The organism is Rhizobium sp. H4 (assembly GCF_003013335.1).
In the GTDB taxonomy this organism is placed as follows: domain Bacteria; phylum Pseudomonadota; class Alphaproteobacteria; order Rhizobiales; family Rhizobiaceae; genus Rhizobium; species Rhizobium sophoriradicis.
In genome coordinates, this window is sequence record NZ_PSOW01000007.1 from 196,046 (window position 1) to 214,121 (window position 18,076).

At 60.3% G+C, this 18,076-nt stretch carries 18 protein-coding genes and 1 tRNA gene; 9 read left to right on the forward strand and 10 right to left on the reverse strand.

The window, feature by feature from the left end; all coding sequences use genetic code 11:
* Positions 1-11 precede the first annotated feature (11 nt).
* From C4N04_RS13155 to lipB, 4 genes are all read right to left on the reverse strand, one after another.
* The gene (locus C4N04_RS13155; protein WP_106796186.1) at positions 12-2,021 is read right to left on the reverse strand and encodes an acetyl/propionyl/methylcrotonyl-CoA carboxylase subunit alpha; all 2,010 of its coding nucleotides are present in this window, start codon (positions 2,019-2,021) and stop codon (positions 12-14) included.
* Between the two features lie 75 nt (positions 2,022-2,096).
* Complete coding sequence (locus C4N04_RS13160; RefSeq protein WP_106796187.1) at positions 2,097-2,801, reverse strand: hypothetical protein; 705 nt, start codon at positions 2,799-2,801, stop codon at positions 2,097-2,099.
* 108 nt (positions 2,802-2,909) lie between these two features.
* A complete protein-coding gene (locus C4N04_RS13165; RefSeq protein WP_096764973.1) occupies positions 2,910-3,818 on the reverse strand; it encodes a DMT family transporter in 909 nt (302 codons plus the stop codon).
* A 79-nt stretch (positions 3,819-3,897) separates the two neighbouring features.
* Positions 3,898-4,617 carry a lipoyl(octanoyl) transferase LipB gene (gene lipB / locus C4N04_RS13170; RefSeq protein WP_009996403.1) on the reverse strand — a complete coding sequence of 240 codons (720 nt, stop codon included), beginning with the start codon at positions 4,615-4,617 and terminating at the stop codon, positions 3,898-3,900.
* Positions 4,618-4,799: 182 nt separating this feature from the next.
* On the opposite strand from lipB, the gene C4N04_RS13175 reads away from it, so the two are divergent.
* Positions 4,800-4,884: transfer RNA gene (locus C4N04_RS13175), tRNA-Leu, on the forward strand.
* Between the two features lie 319 nt (positions 4,885-5,203).
* Here the strand turns inward: C4N04_RS13175 and C4N04_RS13180 are convergent.
* From C4N04_RS13180 to C4N04_RS13190, 3 genes are all read right to left on the reverse strand, one after another.
* A complete protein-coding gene (locus C4N04_RS13180; protein WP_106796188.1) occupies positions 5,204-5,569 on the reverse strand; it encodes a hypothetical protein in 366 nt (121 codons plus the stop codon).
* A gap of 300 nt (positions 5,570-5,869) precedes the next feature.
* Entirely contained in the window at positions 5,870-6,382 is a 513-nt protein-coding gene (locus tag C4N04_RS13185) for a BON domain-containing protein (RefSeq protein WP_038689125.1), read from the reverse strand.
* Between the two features lie 71 nt (positions 6,383-6,453).
* On the reverse strand, positions 6,454-6,948 hold the full coding sequence (locus C4N04_RS13190; RefSeq protein WP_106796189.1) for a peptide deformylase: 495 nt from the start codon (positions 6,946-6,948) through the stop codon (positions 6,454-6,456).
* A gap of 238 nt (positions 6,949-7,186) precedes the next feature.
* On the opposite strand from C4N04_RS13190, the gene mgtE reads away from it, so the two are divergent.
* On the forward strand, positions 7,187-8,599 hold the full coding sequence (gene mgtE / locus C4N04_RS13195; RefSeq protein ID WP_038689121.1) for a magnesium transporter: 1,413 nt from the start codon (positions 7,187-7,189) through the stop codon (positions 8,597-8,599).
* Between the two features lie 65 nt (positions 8,600-8,664).
* Positions 8,665-9,057 (forward strand): MerR family DNA-binding transcriptional regulator, encoded by a 393-nt coding sequence (locus C4N04_RS13200; protein WP_011425479.1) that lies wholly within the window; start codon positions 8,665-8,667, stop codon positions 9,055-9,057.
* A gap of 24 nt (positions 9,058-9,081) precedes the next feature.
* Here C4N04_RS13200 and C4N04_RS13205 read toward each other — a convergent pair whose 3' ends face one another.
* Together C4N04_RS13205 and C4N04_RS13210 are read right to left on the reverse strand one after the other, a co-directional pair.
* Positions 9,082-10,071 (reverse strand): DUF1624 domain-containing protein, encoded by a 990-nt coding sequence (locus C4N04_RS13205; protein ID WP_106796190.1) that lies wholly within the window; start codon positions 10,069-10,071, stop codon positions 9,082-9,084.
* The gene (locus tag C4N04_RS13210) at positions 10,071-10,835 is read right to left on the reverse strand and encodes a DUF599 domain-containing protein (RefSeq protein ID WP_038689118.1); all 765 of its coding nucleotides are present in this window, start codon (positions 10,833-10,835) and stop codon (positions 10,071-10,073) included. Before C4N04_RS13210 ends, C4N04_RS13205 begins: the two co-directional genes overlap by 1 nt.
* 299 nt (positions 10,836-11,134) lie before the next feature.
* On the opposite strand from C4N04_RS13210, the gene C4N04_RS13215 reads away from it, so the two are divergent.
* Both C4N04_RS13215 and C4N04_RS13220 read left to right on the forward strand, forming a co-directional pair.
* Positions 11,135-11,908, forward strand: a complete 774-nt coding sequence (locus C4N04_RS13215) for a fumarylacetoacetate hydrolase family protein (protein ID WP_077989186.1) — start codon at positions 11,135-11,137, stop codon at positions 11,906-11,908.
* A gap of 153 nt (positions 11,909-12,061) precedes the next feature.
* A complete protein-coding gene (locus tag C4N04_RS13220) occupies positions 12,062-12,595 on the forward strand; it encodes a carboxymuconolactone decarboxylase family protein (RefSeq protein WP_038689115.1) in 534 nt (177 codons plus the stop codon).
* Between the two features lie 198 nt (positions 12,596-12,793).
* Here the strand turns inward: C4N04_RS13220 and C4N04_RS13225 are convergent, their stop codons facing one another.
* Positions 12,794-13,795 carry a LacI family DNA-binding transcriptional regulator gene (locus C4N04_RS13225; protein ID WP_106796191.1) on the reverse strand — a complete coding sequence of 334 codons (1,002 nt, stop codon included), beginning with the start codon at positions 13,793-13,795 and terminating at the stop codon, positions 12,794-12,796.
* Between the two features lie 370 nt (positions 13,796-14,165).
* On the opposite strand from C4N04_RS13225, the gene C4N04_RS13230 reads away from it, so the two are divergent.
* From C4N04_RS13230 to C4N04_RS13245, 4 genes are read left to right on the forward strand one after another with little or no spacing between them, the layout of a single operon-like run.
* Positions 14,166-15,017: a branched-chain amino acid ABC transporter permease gene (locus C4N04_RS13230; protein ID WP_077989183.1), complete on the forward strand. Its 852-nt coding sequence runs from the start codon at positions 14,166-14,168 to the stop codon at positions 15,015-15,017.
* A gap of 2 nt (positions 15,018-15,019) precedes the next feature.
* Positions 15,020-16,762: a branched-chain amino acid ABC transporter ATP-binding protein/permease gene (locus C4N04_RS13235; protein WP_106796192.1), complete on the forward strand. Its 1,743-nt coding sequence runs from the start codon at positions 15,020-15,022 to the stop codon at positions 16,760-16,762.
* Positions 16,752-17,459: an ABC transporter ATP-binding protein gene (locus tag C4N04_RS13240; RefSeq protein ID WP_106796193.1), complete on the forward strand. Its 708-nt coding sequence runs from the start codon at positions 16,752-16,754 to the stop codon at positions 17,457-17,459. The genes C4N04_RS13235 and C4N04_RS13240 overlap by 11 nt, the downstream gene beginning before the upstream one ends.
* A 22-nt stretch (positions 17,460-17,481) precedes the next feature.
* Positions 17,482-18,027, forward strand: coding sequence for a cupin domain-containing protein (locus C4N04_RS13245; protein ID WP_245424646.1), 546 nt, complete (start codon positions 17,482-17,484; stop codon positions 18,025-18,027).
* The last annotated feature ends 49 nt before the right edge of the window (positions 18,028-18,076 follow it).

An 18,076-nucleotide genomic window follows, 5' to 3' on the forward strand; every position in this document is an offset into this window, starting at 1 on the left:
GGGGCTTTCTCTCAGACGAATTCCATGATCACGGCATCGACGGCCAGGCTTTCGCCGGCCGCGGCATTGATCTTCGAAACGACGAGATCGCGCTCTGCGCGCAAGACGTTCTCCATCTTCATCGCCTCGACGATCGCAAGCGTCTCACCGGCCTTGACCTCCTGGCCCTCGGCGACCGCAATGGACACGACGAGGCCGGGCATCGGGCAGAGCAGAAGCTTGGACGTATCGGGCGGCAGCTTTACCGGCATCAGCCTGTCGAGTTCGGCGTGGCGCGGCGAAAAGACCTTGGCGGTGACCGACAGTCCCTGCCAGTCGATGCGCAGGCCGTTGAGAACGGGACGGATCTGGGCAGTAATATCCCGGCCGCCGACCTTGCCGCTCCAGACCGGATCACCCGGTCTCCAATCGGTGACAACGCTCCGGTTTTCGCCCTCTATCGCCATGTCCATATCGAAGGGGATGGTGACGAGGCCGTCGAGCAATCTGACATCGACGTAGTCTTCGCCTGTTTTAACCACCCAATGCTCACGCAGCGGGCCGGATGCGGCGCGCAGGCGATCGGCAAAACCTTCGCGGCGGTTCGTTTCGATGAGCGAAGCCGACAGCGCGATCGCGGCAAGCGTGGTCTCCTCGTGCCTGTCCGGCTTCGTCGGCGCGAAGCCGTCAGGATATTCCTCGGCGATGAAACCGGTGGAAAGCCGACCCTCGCGCCAGCGCGGATGTTTCATCAGCGCCGACAGAAAGGGGACATTGTGTTCGATGCCGTCGACGACGAAACCGTCGAGCGCCCGGCCCATGGCGTCGATCGCCTCGCCGCGCGTCGGCGCCCAGGTGCAGAGCTTGGCGATCATCGGGTCGTAATACATCGAGATCTCCGCACCCTCGAAGACGCCGGTATCGTTGCGGATGGCGACGTTGCCGCTTCGGCCTTCCGCCGGCGGGCGGTAACGCGTCAGCCGGCCGATCGAAGGCAGGAAGTTGCGGTAGGGATCTTCGGCATAGAGCCGGCTTTCGATCGCCCAGCCATCGAGGCTGACATCCTCCTGGCCGAAGCTGAGCGGCTCCCCGGCCGCGACGCGAATCATTTGTTCGACGAGGTCGATGCCGGTGACGAGCTCGGTGACGGGGTGCTCGACCTGCAGGCGGGTGTTCATTTCGAGGAAGTAGAAGTTGCGGTCGCGGTCGACGATGAATTCGACGGTGCCGGCGCTCTGGTATTCGACGGCCTTGGCCAGCGCAACCGACTGTTCGCCCATGGCCTTGCGGGTGTTTTCGTCGAGGAAAGGCGAGGGCGCCTCTTCGGCCACCTTCTGGTTGCGCCGTTGGATCGAGCATTCGCGCTCGCCAAGGTAGACGACATTGCCATGGGCGTCGGCCAGCACCTGGATCTCGATATGGCGCGGCTCGACGACGTACTTCTCGATGAAGACGCGGTCGTCCCCGAAGGAGCTTTTCGCCTCCGAGCGGGCGCGCTCGAAGCCGTCGCGGACTTCGGCCTTGTTCCAGGCGATGCGCATGCCCTTGCCGCCACCGCCGGCCGATGCCTTGATCATGACGGGATAGCCAATGCCGCCGGCGATCGTTTCCGCATGGGCGGCATCCTCGATGACGCCGAGATGGCCGGGCACGGTGGAGACGCCGGCGGCATTGGCGAATTTCTTCGATTCGATCTTGTCGCCCATCGCCATGATCGCCTTCGGCTTCGGGCCAATGAAGACGATGCCCTGCTTTTCCAATTCGGCACAGAAGGAGGCGCGCTCGGAAAGAAAGCCGTAACCGGGATGAACCGCCTCGGCGCCGGTCGCCTTGCAGGCGGCGATGATCTTTTCGGCGACCAGATAACTTTCCGAGGCCGCAGCGGGGCCGATATGCACGGCCTCGTCGGCCATCTCGACATGCAGCGCATCCCGATCCGCATCCGAATAGACCGCGACGGTCGAAATGCCCATGCGGCGCGCGGTCTTGATCACGCGGCAGGCAATCTCGCCGCGATTCGCGATCAGGATTTTCTTGAACATCGAGACTCCACCCAGAAATGCGTTCCGGAGTTTTACGCATAAAACACCGGAACGCACAATCGGGCTTGAGAAAGCTCAGGCGACGGCGGCTTGGGCTACCGGTTCTTCGTCGACGATGCGAAGCCAGCGGCTGCGGCGCGGCTCGAAACGATCGCGCAGTTCGACGGCAGCCATGATGCCGGCCCAGTTCGGATGGTTGGCGGCCCGCAGGGTTGCCTGCTCGATCTGCTGGAAGACGCCATATTCGGCCGGAGTCACGGCGATGACGCCGCCTGCGGCAATGCTTCTGAAGATGCGCATCGTAAAATCGACGTCCTGGCGGGTGATGCTCCTTCGGTCGACGGCGCGTGACTGCTTGTAGCCGCCGATGCCGTCGGTAATCGCCAGGCGAAGCTGGTCGAGGGCAAGCGCTCGCAGTTCAGCCGGGACATCGGCCGAAATCTCCATGATGTGGAGAATGAGCTCGAGCTCCAGCGCCGAGTTGACGACGCCATCGGTCGTGAACATGCGCATGATCCAGACAACGTTGATGTCATCCAACGAGCCCTGCGGATGGGTGTGGTTGACGATGAAACCGGCGAGCTGCTCCACGAAAAAAGCGTTCCACTCGGCACATTTTTCAGGACAGGAATTGTTGAGCGCCAACATCGCCCCGACATCCTGGGATGTCCGGATTCCCTCGGGAAAGGCATGTTTGCGCAACAATACGATATCTTCGGCCGTCAGCCGATGCTTGCCGGCCACGACACAGGCCGGAAAAGCGAGACGGAATTCGCTCATGTTTTAACTCCAGGCTTCATCATGAAGCCGGAGACAGTTTTATCGCCTGCGAATTGACGATCCCTCAAGAAGAGGCGTTAACCTGACATTCCCGAAATCATTAGGACTTTAGCGATTGTGCTGCTGCCGCTCGCGCCAGATGATGAAAAGGCCCGATGCAACGATGATGAAGATGCCGATCCACTTGGAAAAACTCGGGAAATCGTTGAACAACGCATAGCCGAGCACCGTGGCCGAGATGATCTCGAAATATTGGAACGGCGCAAGCAGCGATAGCGGCGCAAGCCGGAAAGCCCGGACCACCAGCATATGCGCATATCCGGAGATCGAGCCAAGGGCGAGAAGCAGCGCGAGACCGAGACCGGAGGCGGGCAGGGAGATGGCGAAATCCTCGCTGCCGGCGCCGCTGCCGGCGAGAAGGGCGGCGGCCATGAAGACCGTCCCGCCAATGCCCGCCATCGTCTGCATGGTGAGCGGCGAATCGGCCTCGCCGATTGCGCGATTGAGGAAAAGATAGAGCGAAAACAGAAAGGCGCAGGCGACCGGCAGCAGCGCCTTGAGGCCGAAAATCTCGTAACTGGGCTGAATGACGATCATCGCGCCGCCGAAACCGACCGCGATCGCCATCCAGCGCCGCCAGCCGACCTTCTCTCCAAGGAACACGGCCGACATGGCGGTCAGCATGAAGGGCTCGACGAAATAGATGGCGAAGACGTCGGCAAGCGGCATGTATTTGACGGCGACGAAGAATAGCAGGCTTGCAGCCCCATGCAGCACGCCGCGCAGAATATTCATCCATGGTCGTTTGGCCGAAAACGCCCTCAACCCGAAAAGAGCGACGAGGATCGGCAGGGTGCAGGCGATTTGAAAAAAGAATCGGTAGAATGTCACCTGGCCCGGCGACATCGCCTCGAAGGTGGCCATGTATTTGGCGATGGCGTCCATGGTCGGCAGGATGAACATGGCGCCGGACATGATGGCCATGCCCTGCAGGGAGTTTTGATGGGGCTCTGACATTGGCGGCCGATTCTTTCGGGGACGGCGCCCATCATCACGGGAAAGCCGGGCAAATCAAGCCGTCAAACCTCGCAAGCGGTCAGGGCGCGTTCACCGTCTCGCCAAAAACCGTCTCGAAAGCGGCGCGCAGGCTGATGTCGACCTCCGCCATCATGACAGGCAGGCCGAGGTCGACGAGGCTGGTCACGCCATAGGCCGATATCCCGCAGGGCACGATGCCGCTGAAATGATCGAGGTCCGGATCGACGTTCAGCGACAGGCCGTGGAAGGTCACCCATTTGCGCAAGCGGATGCCGAGGGCGGCGATCTTGTCTTCAGCCATGGTTCCGTCGGCCAGCAGCGGTTTTTCCGGGCGGCGCACCCAGACGCCGACGCGATCCTCGCGCCGCTCGCCGCGCACGTTCATCATGTCGAGGGTGCGGATGACGACCTCCTCGAGGGCGGCGACGAAGGCGCGCACGTCCTGGCGGCGGCGCTTCAGGTCGAGCATGACGTAGGCGACGCGCTGACCGGGTCCATGATAGGTATATTCGCCGCCGCGTCCCGTCGCAAAGACCGGGAAGCGATCCGGCTGGACGAGGTCGCCGGCATTGGCGCTGGTGCCGGCGGTATAGAGCGGCGGATGCTCGACGAGCCAGACAAGCTCGTCGCCGCCCTCTGCGATCGCCGCGACCTCGCGCTCCATCGCTTCCACCGCTTCCTCATAGGCGACGAGCCCGTCGGCGATGCGCCAGCGCACCGGGCGGGTATCGAGTTTGGGGAGCATGGAGAATTCGAGATCGGTGCGAAGCATGGCCATTCCTTGCCGCTTGCCCCGAAATGCCTGATAAATAGGGGCGGCAGGCAACCTATATGGACCCGTTTTCCAGCCAATTCAAATGCTGTGAAAGGTTTTCAAAAAAACTGTCATATCGCCCTTGTGCACCCCAAATGCTTTTGCTACATGCTGCCCCGCCGACGCAAATCGGCACCTACCACGATGCGGTCGTGGCGGAATTGGTAGACGCGCAGCGTTGAGGTCGCTGTGGGGCAACCCGTGGAAGTTCGAGTCTTCTCGACCGCACCATCCCCTTCAGGGAACGCTCGCCGGGCGATGATTTCGGTATAGCTTGATCACCTTTTATATGTGTGACACGGCCAGTTGGCCGTGATTGCCGCCGCGTCGGACATAAGCATCGACGACGGTGAAACACGTCGCGCTGATCTGAACCGCGACTCAAGCGAAAAGTGATTCTCGAAAGATCGCGATCTGATTTTGAGACGCTCTGCGAGATCCCCGTAAACGCCTTCATGACCACGACCCGTTACCGGCTCGTTCCGTTCGTTCTGAGGCGACAGAACCGGATTAAAAGGAAGGGGCCGATTTTTCGGCCCCTTCTATTGGATCAATGCGTTGCGCGGCAGGCTTCGGTGCGCGAGGCGCCGCTGTCGGCACCCTTGGTATGGGAGCCGCTCGGACCGACCATGCTGTGGCACGGCGGCAGGGGCTTGATGCTCGCGGTTGCCGTCTTGTCGACGACTGGGGTGGCCATGGCGGACGGGGCAAAGCCGTCACTGTCATTGGTGTAATCGCTGGAATAGGCCGGGGCCTTGCGGTTGCTGTAGTGAACCGGAGCGGGCTTGGCCATCGGGCTCGGCGCAAAGCCGTCACTGTCATTGGTATAGTCGTCGGAATATGTCGGCTGGGCGAAGGCAGCGCCTGCGAGGCTGACGGCGAACAGAGATGCGGCGAGGGCAAATTTGATGCGCATGGTTTCTTCTCCTCAATCTGTTGTTGAATTCAACAACATAAACCATCCCCGGCGGATAGGAGTTCGCGCTCCAATTCTGGCGAAATTGTGAACGGATTACGGCTGGCCCGCAACCTTTTGTTCAAATGAAATCACGGTCTTGTCAATGAACTTGACGTTGCCGTTACGGCAGCCGCCTAACAAAATAGCCAATCTGATCATCCGTGATCGCTACAATCGAAGATTGTTAACTTTTGGTAATGTTGAACAGAACCTAAGGGGAGGCGGCGGCGGCCTCCCGTCATGATCGTCAAGTGAGGTTCAGTCTTCGTTGGGGATGTGGGCGTCGACGCCGGTCAGCTGCAGCCTGTTGCGGACATGATGGACGCCGTCGACAGACAGCGCGCCGAGCTCGACCTTGCGGGCGATGCCGATCGTCTCCACCGAGCCGTCCAGGGTGATGACGTGGCCGTCGGCGTGGACCTCAATGCTGTTGATATCCACTTCGGGAATGTTTTCGAGAATGTCGTTTACCCGCGCTTCGAGCTCGTCGCTGTCGTCACGATCGATCGTGCCGGGGCGCAGCGTATCCTTCAGGCGGTTCTCGTTGCCGTCCTTATCCGTGCCGTCGATGCGAAAGCCTTGGTTGGGATCGCGGTCGAAATTCGCTTTTGTCTCGCCATAGGGGCGGTTGGCCGGGTCGCTGCCAGCGGTGCCGTCGGCATAGGGCCAGCCGTCGTCGAGATTGCGTTCTTCGAGGTCGCGATAATCCTCTTCGCGGGAAAGCTCCGGGGACTCGCGTGAAATCGGGGTCTTGTCACCGATCCTTGCCATTATGGTCGCTCCTTGTTTCTCTGCGGGAAAACGCCGACAGGGGCGAATGGTTCGGTGTGCCGGGCGATTTGTCAGCCCTGCGTCTTCTCCCATTTCTTGACGAGGCGGTCGCGCTTCACCCGCGAAAGCCGCTGCAGCCAGAAGATGCCGTCGAGCTGGTCGACCTCGTGCTGGATGCAAATGGCGAGAAAATCTTCGGCGGCCTCGTCGTGCATCTTGCCGTCGGCATCCTGATAGCGGAAGCGGATTGCCCGCGGACGAGTGACTTCATCGGTCGCGCCGGGCATGGAGACACTGCCCTCGGTATGGATCATCGTCTCCTGCGACTGCCAGGTGATCTCAGGATTGACATAGAGGCGCACCCCGTCGGCCCTGTCCAGCTCGAGCACCGTCACACGAAGGAAGACGCCGATATGGGCGGCGGTGATGCCGACACCGGGGGCCGCGCGTATCGTCGCCAGCAGGTCGTCGGCCAGCGCGGCGAGCGAGTCATCGAAGGCCGTCACCGGGGCGCAGACAGTCTTCAGGCCCTGATGCGGATAACGCAGGATCGGACGGACGGGCATGAAGCGGGCTTCCTCTGTTTGAACGACGGGAAAACTATCGTTGGCCGCAGGCATTGTCATCAAGAAGCGCGGTTTGACGCTTTACGGCAGGGTTGCTTTGAGCTAGCAGGAGCAGAATTCCGACTGCGGGAGCTTCGCGCGGAATTTACTATCCGCTTGTTGACAATGTGTTTTCGGCCGACATTTGCGAATGCGGCGCGGTAGCCGTTGAAATTGGAACCAGGTGCGAGGGCGGCAGATGACGACGACCGATACGGAAGACCGCATTCGCCGGCGCGATGACGAGGAAGCGGATATTTACGACGAGGACGGCAATGTCCGTGGCGATTTCCTTGCCCTCGTCGGCGCCGCGATCGCCGATCGCGATACGCTGTTCCTGCGCCAGAATGTCGCCCGCCTGCATGAATCCGAAATAGGCGACCTGCTGGAAGCGATCCAGCCAGATCAGCGGCTGGCGCTGGTGCGCCTGCTCGGCGAAGATTTCGACATGACGGCGCTGACCGAGGTCGACGAGGCGATCCGCCGCGAGATCGTCGACCAGATGCCGAACGAGCAGATCGCCGCTGCGATCGGCGAGCTCGATTCGGACGATGCTGTCTACATTCTCGAAGATCTCGACAAGGAAGACCGGGAGGAGATCCTTGCGCAACTGCCGTTTACCGAACGGGTGCGGTTGCGCCGGGCGCTCGACTATCCGGAAAGCTCGGCCGGGCGCCGCATGCAGACGGAATTCGTCGCCGTGCCGCCGTTCTGGACTGTGGGACAGACGATCGACTACATGCGCGACGAGGAGGATCTGCCCTATTCCTTCTCACAGATCTTCGTCATCGATCCGACCTTCAAGCTGCTCGGCGCCGTCGACCTCGATCAGATCCTGCGCACCAAGCGGCAGACGAAGATCGAGCAGATCATGCGCGAAACCAATCATCCGGTTCCGGCCGAGATGGACCAGGAGGAGGCGGCCCAGCTCTTCGAACAATACGACCTTCTCTCGGCTGCCGTCGTCGACGAAAACGGCCGGCTGGTCGGCGTGCTGACCATCGACGACGTCGTCGACGTCATCCACGAAGAGGCGGACGAGGATATCAAGCGCCTCGGCGGCGTCGGCGACGAAGAACTGTCGGATAATGTGCTGTCGACGGCGCGCTCGCGTTTCCTCTGGCTGCTCATCAATCTCGGCACGGCGATGCTGTCGGCGAGCGTCATCGGCCTGTTCGACGCTTCGATCGAGAAGATGATCGCGCTTGCGGTGCTGATGCCGATCGTCGCCTCGATGGGCGGCAATGCCGGCACGCAGACGATGACGGTGACGGTGCGCGCGCTCGCCACCCGCGATCTCGATATCTACAATGCCGGCCGCATCATCCGCAGAGAGGCGGGCGTCGGCATCCTCAACGGCGCCGTCTTCGCGACGATCATGGGCTTGATCGCCGGCACGTGGTTCCAAGACTATCAGCTCGGCGGGGTGATTGCGGCGGCGATGGTCATCAATCTGATGGCGGCAGCGCTTGCCGGCATCCTGTTGCCGCTGCTGCTCGACAAGATGGGGGCCGACCCAGCCATCGCCTCCTCGGTCTTCGTCACGACGGTGACCGACTGTACCGGCTTTTTCGCCTTTCTCGGCATCGCGACCTGGTGGTTCGGCATCTGAATGGCCGCCGAAATTGACTATTACGTAAAAGTCAATATTATTGCCGGTTCGACGACGGGGAACACATGCCGGTGAACAAATATTACAGCATAACGGAGCTCACGCGCGAATTCGGTGTCTCGACGCGCACGCTCCGATTCTACGAAGACGAGGGTCTGATCCATCCGGAGCGGCGAGGGCGCACGCGTCTGTTTCGGCCGGCGGACCGACGGCTGATCGGCGAAATCCTGCGCGGGCGGCGGATCGGTTTCACCATCGCGGAAATTCGCGAGATCATCCAGGTCTACAAGGAGCCGCCGGGCGAACTCGGCCAGCTGAAGCTTCTGATGAAGCGCGTCGACGAGAAGCGTGAGGACCTGCGCCAGAAGCGCAAGGATATAGACGACACGCTGACGGAACTCGACAATATCGAAGAGGCCTGCCTCGGCCGCCTCGCCGAAATCGGCGTCACTACCTGACAACGGGCAGAGCCTCGCCCGTCTTTATTCCGCCTCGGCGCTGCATTCGGCGACGAGTGTCTGGACCCGGTCATCCTTCTGGACGTCGATCTCGTTTGCCTGCAGTGGGATCAACAGGCTTTGGGCCTGCAATTTTCCGAGCGTACACTGGCAGAAGCTGCGGCACAGCGCTTCGCCTTGCTGCATCACGCAAGTGGAGTTGCATTGCCTTAGGTAAGTTTCCGCCGGATCCGGCGTCGGCGGCGGGACGAGAAGGGAAAGCCCATAGGCGATGGCGATCAGCACCGGCTGGTGGATGAGGTAGAAGGCAAGGCTGTGGCGGCCAAGTCGCGCCGGCCACCAGGAGCCGGTGCCGAGGGTGGCAAGCCGGTGCGGCAGCCTGGTTCTGATGGCGATCGAGGCGAAGCTCAGTCCGGCAAAGAACGGCATTGCCCAGGGAAACAGCGGCACGTAGTCGTTCGACCGTTCCGGCATGGCGGCAAGGCCGATCCAGGCGAGATATCGCGGATCGAAAAAGGACGAGCGCAGCAGGCCCGGTGTGCCGAAATTATCGATGATCCAGGCGGCCAGGAGCGCCAGCGTGACAACGAGCGTGACGGCGAGCGGCAGCCGGATGAAAACAATGCCGATGAGCGTGAGCACCGCGATGCAATGCAGGATGCCAAAATAGATCCACCCGTCCGGCATCGCGATCCGCGTCGCGATCGAGATGACCGCGGCGGCCGCGGCAATCATGCCGAAACGCTTCCAGAAAGATGGCCAGCGAACCGCGGGCGTGCTCGAAAGCACCAGGCTGACGCCGACGATGAAGAGAAAGGTCGTGGCGATCGCCCGGGCATAGATCTTCAGCCAGCCGGTCTCGGCCGTGCCCGGCGCAAGATAGCCCATGAACTCCATGTCCCAGGTGAAATGGTAGCTTGCCATAGCGATCAGCGCGACGCCGCGCGCCGTATCCAATAGACCGATGCGCGGGGGTCTCGCAGTCGCATCGGCCTGCATTGCCGGCATTGTCATCAAAGTCCCTCGGACAAATCACTTCCACTGCTCGACGGCATGTCGCGGCGAACAGGAGAAAGGTGAAGATTGGACGGCGGGCCGGCATCCATGATCGCCAGCCGCGCCTCAGAGAAGAATTGCCGGCGCGCCAGCACGAAGATGACGATCGCCGTCGTCAGCATGAAGACATAAGGGTTGATGAACCAGCCGAGATAGCCGATCGACAGGAAGATCGCCCTCAGGCCCTCGTTGAAATTGCTGCCGGCAATGACGTTCATGCGGATGACGCGTTCGGCGGCCCGCTCGGCGGCGATGACGTCGCTCTCGGCATCGCGCAGCATCGGGATGGAGCCGAAGAGAATGGTGCAGTAGTTGAACAGCCGATAGGACCAGCCGAACTTGAAAAAGGCATAACCGAAAAGCGCTGCCAGTCCGCCGACCTTCATCTCGAAGACGGCATGACCGCCATGGAAGACGAAGGGCAGGTCGGCAAAGACGGCGTCGACCTTCTCGGTGGCGCCCAGCAGCGCGAAGCAGCTGCCGATCGCGAAGATCGAGGTCGAGGCGAAGAAGGCCGTGCCGTTCTGCAGTCCGGCCATGATCTGCGTGTCGATCATCTTCAGGTCGCGGCGCAGCGAATTGTAGATCCACTCGCGGCGCCGTTCGGTCATCGCATGCGTCAGACTGGTGCGGCCGAAAAATGTGCGGCCCTTCAGCAGCCAGGAATAGCCCATCCAGACACAGGCAAAGAAGGCCAGAGCAATGTAGTCCGCCGTCGTCATCGGTGATTCAGTCTCCGCATGAAGTGCGGCCACCTTACATATGCATCGAGATGCTGCAATGACTGGTAAGGCGAGCTGGCTGGTTTAAGCACCAAAGGCGAAAACCGGTTTCGATGCGCACAGCCAAAATGCTGAGCGCCGTTCGCGCATCCTATCGGCGCGAAATTCGTAGCAAGACGGCACCGATGCCGATTGTTTTGCAGCATTCTAGGATCCAATTCCAATCCCCAACCGCCGGGCACGAAGTGCGTTGACGAGACATCGCGTCTGCGCTAACGTTAGCAAAAATGGAGACCAGAATGAAGATTGTGCGTTACCGGTCCGGCGATGGAATTCACTATGGGGTCGAAAGCGAAGGCGTGATCGAACGGCTCGCTGGTGATCCCTTCCAGTCGATCGAACGAACGGGGCAGGCGGATGACCTTTCGAGCGTCCATCTGCTGTGCCCGATCGAGCGGCCGCGGATATTCGGGGTCGCGTATAATTACCGGCAGCACACCGACGAGACGGGAAAAGAGCAACCGACGCTTCCTGTGTTGTTCATGAAGCCAAGCACGGCCGCGTGCGGCAACGGAGATGCCATTGAATATCCGAGTGATGGCGAAATCGTCCATTACGAGGCTGAACTGGTCGCTATCGTGGGCAAAGGAGGGCGCCACATCAGCCCAGAAAACGCCTTGCAGCACGTGCTCGGCTACACATGCGGCAATGATATCAGCGACCGCATCATCCAGCGGCAGGAAAGCAAGTTCGGCTGCCTGTTGGCGGGCAAGGGCTACGACACTTTTGCCCCGATCGGTCCGGCCATCATTACGGATATCGATCCGACCAACCTTGACGTCATCCTTCGTCAGAACGGCACAGTCAGACAGTCGGGGAATACGCGAGACCTCGTCTACCCGGTTGCTGACATCGTTGCTTACTTGAGCCGCTTCATGACGCTGCTCCCCGGCGACGTGATCATGACCGGCACGCCGGCCGGCGTTGGACCGATCGTTCCCGGCGACGATCTCGAGGTGGAGATTCCCGGTATCGGCGTGTTGAAAAATCACGTGGTTCCTGCGCGGCATTAAGCGGAGCGCGAGAGATCCTGCAAAGGAATTTCGTTGCAGCCAGAAAATCTGATTGACTCAGGTTCTCTAACACAAGTAATGCTAACGTTAGCAAATTCTGGCCGATCGAATGGTCTTAGGCAGGCGATTTGCGAAAAAATCTGAGGTGGTGGAATGGCACGAGTCCGATACGTCTCAAATACCGAATTGGCTGAGACGCAACCCGCGCTGAATGAGCGCTTGCTGAAGGAGAGGAAGGTTCCGACCGGAAATATCTTCCTCGCGCTCGCCAATGCTCCCGCAGTCCTTAACGATTTCCTGACCTACGCGAACGCTGTGCGGGCTGCCGACCTCAGCCCGAAGCTGCGTGAGATGGCGATCCTTACGGTCGGCTATTGCACAAACTCGGAGTACGAGGTGAAGCATCATCATTCCCATGGCCTCAAGGCGGGCCTTACGGAGGAGCAGTTTCATGCCATTCCGGATTTCGAGACCTCGGACCTTTTCAATGAGCAGGAGAAGGCTGTGATGGCCTTTGCCAAGGACTCGACGCTGAACGTCGATGTGTCGGATGAAGTCTGGGGTGGAGTCGCGAAGTTCCTGTCGGAGAAGCAACTTGTCGAACTCGCGATCAATGTTGCCTGGTACAATTCCGGTGTTCGTCTGATGGGCGCGTTGAAAATTGATCTTGAAGAGGGATACCGATGAGCAAGCTGGCAGCGCGGGAGCTGCGTTCGCTTCGTCATGCCGCATAGTCTTGGCAGCGGCTCATCTAAATCCAGGGCTTTCAGCGTCGCGCTCGGGATGGGGTGAATCACGGCCAATAAAGAGAGGTGCGCGTCGCGGGACGGGCGCCTCTCCCCGATTCAGCAGCCTACCGCTGGATATCCATTGGCCTGCCGGCGTTTATGGAGCGCCCGTGCTGCCGCGAATGATCAATTGTGGCGGCGAGATGAAGCTATAAGGCTTGCTAAGGTCCCCCTTGTTCTGAAGGTGATGGAGGAACCACAGCCCGCAGGCGGTTGCCAATTCCGAAACCGGTAACTGAACTGTCGTAAGTCCGGGGCCCCACCACCGATATCCAAGTTCATCGCCGAACCCGATGACGGAAATGTCTCCCGGGACGCTCAAAGCTTGGTCCTGGATTTCATCAATGACTCCGGAGGTGTTTTGTACCGCACCGATCACCAGCGCCGTCGGTCGATCCTTGCGGGAGAGGAGGCGGCGTACGGCCTCGCGGCCGAATTCGGGCGAGGAGGGAGCGCCTAGTTCCTCATGAACGACAATCTTCTCGCCGGAGTTTTTGACCGCGTCACGGAAACCCTGCACGCGAGCCGCGCCGGTGGGCAGCTCTTCCGTGCCGCCGATATAAGCGATCCGTCTGTGACCTTCATTGATGATATGTTCCGTACTCTCGTAAAGCGCCCTTCTGTCATCGATCCCAAACCATTGGTCGCCGAGCAACGGCGCCTTGCGCAGCAATTGGATGTGAGGTGTCATCTTCAGGATTCGCGCAGAATCGGGATGAGGTTTGGCGCTTGGGACCAGAATGATCCCGGCGACGTTGACGCTGGTGAGTTCCCTGATATGACGAAGCTCGTGCATTCTGTCGTCATCGGTTTCACACAAAGTCAGCTGATAATTCGCCGAAAGAAGGCATCTCGACAGAGCATGGGCGATGGTCGAATAAAAGCTGTTGCGGATATCCGGCACGATCAGGCCAACGAGGTTGCTTTGAACCCCGCGCATCATTCGTGCAGCACGATTGGCAACGTAACCGGCTTGAGCTGCGGCCTCGTTCACCTTTCGCTTCATCTCGGCGCTTATGCGTCGATCGTCGGCGAGGGCGCGACCCACCGTTGAGGGTGAAACCTGAAGTCTGGCGGCGATATCTTTGATTGTTACCATTGTGCTTAGCCCGAATGATCACTTTCGCCAACGATAGCATTGGCGCGGCGGTTGTCAAACGCCGAAATCGCAGAACAACTCCGGCGAATCAAGATGCTCTGATGTTCGTTCACGGATCTTCGGTGCACTGACTGGGTCCCCGTCGTAATAGCTAGCGATCTCATGGGGTTGATTTCACCTTTTGGAATTATCTCTCGGTATTGCCGCATCTCGGGCGACGCGCATTGAGGAATTTTACCTCGTGAATGTCATTGACATGGCCGCCGCCCTATGAGACCAATGTTGTGCAAACGTTAGCGCAGGAGGAGGCATAACGGATGGATGTTCTGGCAATCTTGGAGATGATCATCGTGTCCACAGAAGGACGTGGATGCTGATGACCCTTGCTCTCTTCTTGCAGTCGGCTGTTGGTGGCATTTTGCTGGGCGGGATTTATGGCCTGCTGGCAATGGGGCTCAGCCTGAGCTGGGGGCTGTTGAAACTTGTGAACCTCAGCCACTTCGCGCTTGCGTTCCTTGGCGCCTACCTGACCTACCAGCTCGGCACGGTCTATGGTGTCCCGGCATATTTAAGCGCCCTTCTGATCGCTCCGCTGTTCTTCGCGCTTGGCGTTGCGCTGCACAGCGTGTTCGTGCGTTTCAAGGTGAAGGAATTCGCTTCTCTCCTGGTCACGTTCGGCGTCACGATCCTGATCGAGTCGCTGATCCAATGGGTCTGGTCGGCCGATTTCCTTCGCTACGAAACGCCCTATGCGCAGACCACCATCCGGCTCGGCCCGATCTTCGTGCCCGTATTGGATCTTTCCGCCTTTGCCTGCGCCGGCGTGCTTGCCGGAGCGGCTTGGTACGCATTGAACAAGACCATGCTCGGCAAGGCACTGCGTGCCGCTGCCCATGACGCCCCCGTAGCATCGGCTTTCGGAATCAATTCCACCCGCGTGTCGTACATCCTGGCCGGCCTCTGCTCAGCGACGGCAGGTATCGCGGGTGTCTTCATCGCCCTGATCGGAACTTTGGCTCCATCTCAAATCGAGGCCTGGATCGGGGTTGTGTTCGCCGTCGCCATCATTGGAGGATTGGGCAGCCCCATCGGCGCATTGGGTGCCGGAATGCTGATTGGCGTGGCCGAGAGCCTGACCATGTCCGTCGTGAACCCCGCTTGGGCGCCGCTCGTGGCATTCAGCGTGCTCATCGTCATCCTCCTGCGCAAACCGGTGATTTGACCATGAAAAAGCTCCTAATCACAGCACCCGCCGTCGCGGTCCTGGCCTCGCTGCCTTACCTGGGAATGGCGGATTACTACCTTTCCTACCTGTACATCATCTTCTTTTGGGTCGTGCTGGCTACGAGCTGGGGCATCCTCAGCGGTTACACCGGCTACTGGAGTTTTGGTCACGCCGCGTTTTTCGGCATCGGGGTCTACACGACGGCGACGCTGACGACGCAGTTGTCATGGCCCTTCGTGGCGACGATACCTGCCGCGGCACTGCTTGCGGCCGCGGTCGCTGTCCTGATTGGCTTGGTGGTCTTTCGCTCGGGAGCTCTGCGCGGCGAGTTCTTCGCGCTGCTGACGCTGTCGGTAACCTTCGTCATTGCGGCCATTGTGTCGAACACCGCGCTGGATTCGGGCACGGGCGTATTCCTCTCGGGAATCGAAATCCCAATGATCGGCGCGACGGCGTCTGGCTCGCTCTATATCTTCGGGCTTATCGCGGCTCTTGCTGCGCTGGCGTCGTCCTATTTCATCTTTCACAGCAAGTTCGGCCAGGGCTTGCTTGCAATCCACGACGATGAAGACGTCGCAGAGGTGAAAGGCGTTCCGACGTTCCGCTACAAGCTGATGTCGTTTGCGATCTCGTCGGCGCTTGCAGGCGCAATGGGTGCAATACACGCGGTATATGTGGGCTACGTCACGGTTGGCGAGACGTTCGCGGTGACCGTTCCTCTCTATGTCGTGCTCATGAGCATTCTCGGCGGTGCGCGCCATTGGGCGGGACCTGCCATCGGCGCGGTCATCATCACCGTGCTGCAAAGCGCCATCGTCAGCGGCGCTCATGCGGAATTCGGCCGTGCGGGCGTGGCTCTCGCGCTGATCACTGTCATACTGGTGCTGCCGTCCGGCATTGTTCCCAGCCTGATCCGCCGGTTTGCCGACAGGCGCAGCGGAGCTGGCGCACAGGAGGCGAGTGATCAGGCCGCTGCGCGGTTCGCGCCCTCAGCCTCGGCAAGCTCCGGTCCGGTGCTTCTCAAATGCGAGGATGTCACCAAGTCCTTTGGCGGCATCCGTGCCTTGACCGGCGTGACCCTGGACGTCCGGCGGGGGGAAATTCTCGCCCTGGTCGGGCCGAATGGCTCCGGCAAGTCCACACTGATCAACATGATCAGCGGCCATTACGCCATGACCTCCGGTAAGATCACGCTGGAAGGCGAGGAGATCTCCGGTCGATCACCGCATCTGATCGCACAGCAGGGGGTGGCGCGTACCTACCAGATCCCGCGCCTGTTCGATAATCTGACTGTCCTCGAAAACGTTCGGCTCTGCGCTAGATTTGGCGGCGCAGATGGCATGGGCTTGGATGCGGTCGACGCAGTCACCAGGGAGGCTCTCGCCTTTACCGGCCTGGCTGACAAGGCCAACTTGCTCCCGGAGGCATTGAACCTGCATGACCGCAAGTTTGTCGAATTCGCCAGAGCACTGGCGGCAAAACCGCGGCTGCTGCTGCTCGATGAGGTGCTTTGCGGCTTGAATCCGGCCGAGGTCGACCATGCGGTCGAAATGATCAAGCGGATCAGGGCTGGCGGTACGACGATCATCTTCGTTGAGCACCTGATGCGTGCGGTTGTCGCGCTGGCGGACCGTGTCGCGGTGCTGGACCAGGGGAAAGTTCTGGCGCTTGGGCAGCCAAGCGAAACGATGAGAGACCCGGCAGTGGTCAGCGTATATCTGGGAGGCAGTCATGCTGCTTGAGGTCGATAAGATCGAGGTCGGCTACGGAGATGCGATCGCTCTGTGGGATCTGTCAATCGGTGTAAGAGCAGGCGAGATCGTCTCGGTCGTCGGCCCGAACGGGGCGGGGAAGAGCACGCTGGTAAATGCCATCGCCGGCATTCTTCGTCCGCACAAAGGAAAGATCGTCATCGAGGGGAAGGACGTCTCCAAGGTGCCCAGCCATCGGGTGTGCGATTACGGCATAGCGGTAGTGCCGGAAGGGCGGCGTCTTTTCACGGCAATGACGGTCTTGGACAATCTGTCGCTCGGAGCATACCGCTCGCTCGCTCGTGCTGAGCGCGATGCTACCCTCGCTGAGGTGTTTCAGCTTTTCCCTGTCTTGGAAGAGCGTCAGGATTCGTTGGCGGGTTCCTTGTCGGGCGGGCAGCAGCAAATGGTTGCGATCGGCCGCGGCCTGATGGCCAAGCCGCGCGTGCTGCTCATGGACGAGCCGTCGCTCGGGCTGTCGCCTTTGATCGTCGGCGAAATGTTCAAAATCATCCAGATGATCAATGAGCGAGGCGTAGCCGTGCTGCTCGTCGAGCAGAACGTGAACAAGGCGCTTGAAATTGCCCATCAGGCCTACGTCATCGAGCAAGGCCGCGTGACGGCCTCCGGAGCGCCCGAAGTTCTCATCAATGATCCAAGCATCAGGGAGGCCTATCTTGGTATCTGAAAAATCGAGCGGGAGAGTTCCCGTGCATATCAGGCGCGTCGTGACGGAGCACGGCAGTCAGGGGGTTGCCAGGTTCGCCGAGGATGGCGCCGTTCCGCGCACCGACATATTCAGGACGGTTCCCGGACTGGTGTCGCGGATGGTCTGGTCGACGTCGGCTTCCACGACGGTCCCATTCAACGGAACGGATCCAACTCCGCTGGTGACGAGCTTCGTACCCGAGCCGGGCGAAACGCGGTTTTTAGTGCTAACGTTCCCACCGGATGCCGTTTTTATGGCTCCGGATTTCGATGGACCGGCGGCTGTGGCGGAGAACCTGGCGGTCAGCCCAGGCTTGGCCGAACGTTTCGAGCCGGATGGCAAACATCAAACGCCGACCGTCGATTACGGCATCGTTCTCGACGGCGAGATCTGGATGGAGCTCGACGATGCCAATGAGACTCGCCTGGGCCAATTCGACACCTTCGTACAGAACGGAACGCGTCACGCCTGGCGAAACAAAAGCGACAGACCGGCAACCATCGCCGTGGTGCTGGTTGGCGCACGGACCCCCGATACGACGGATTAACGATGACGGCCTGTGAGCCTCGATGACCCAATATTTCAACCTGACTTTG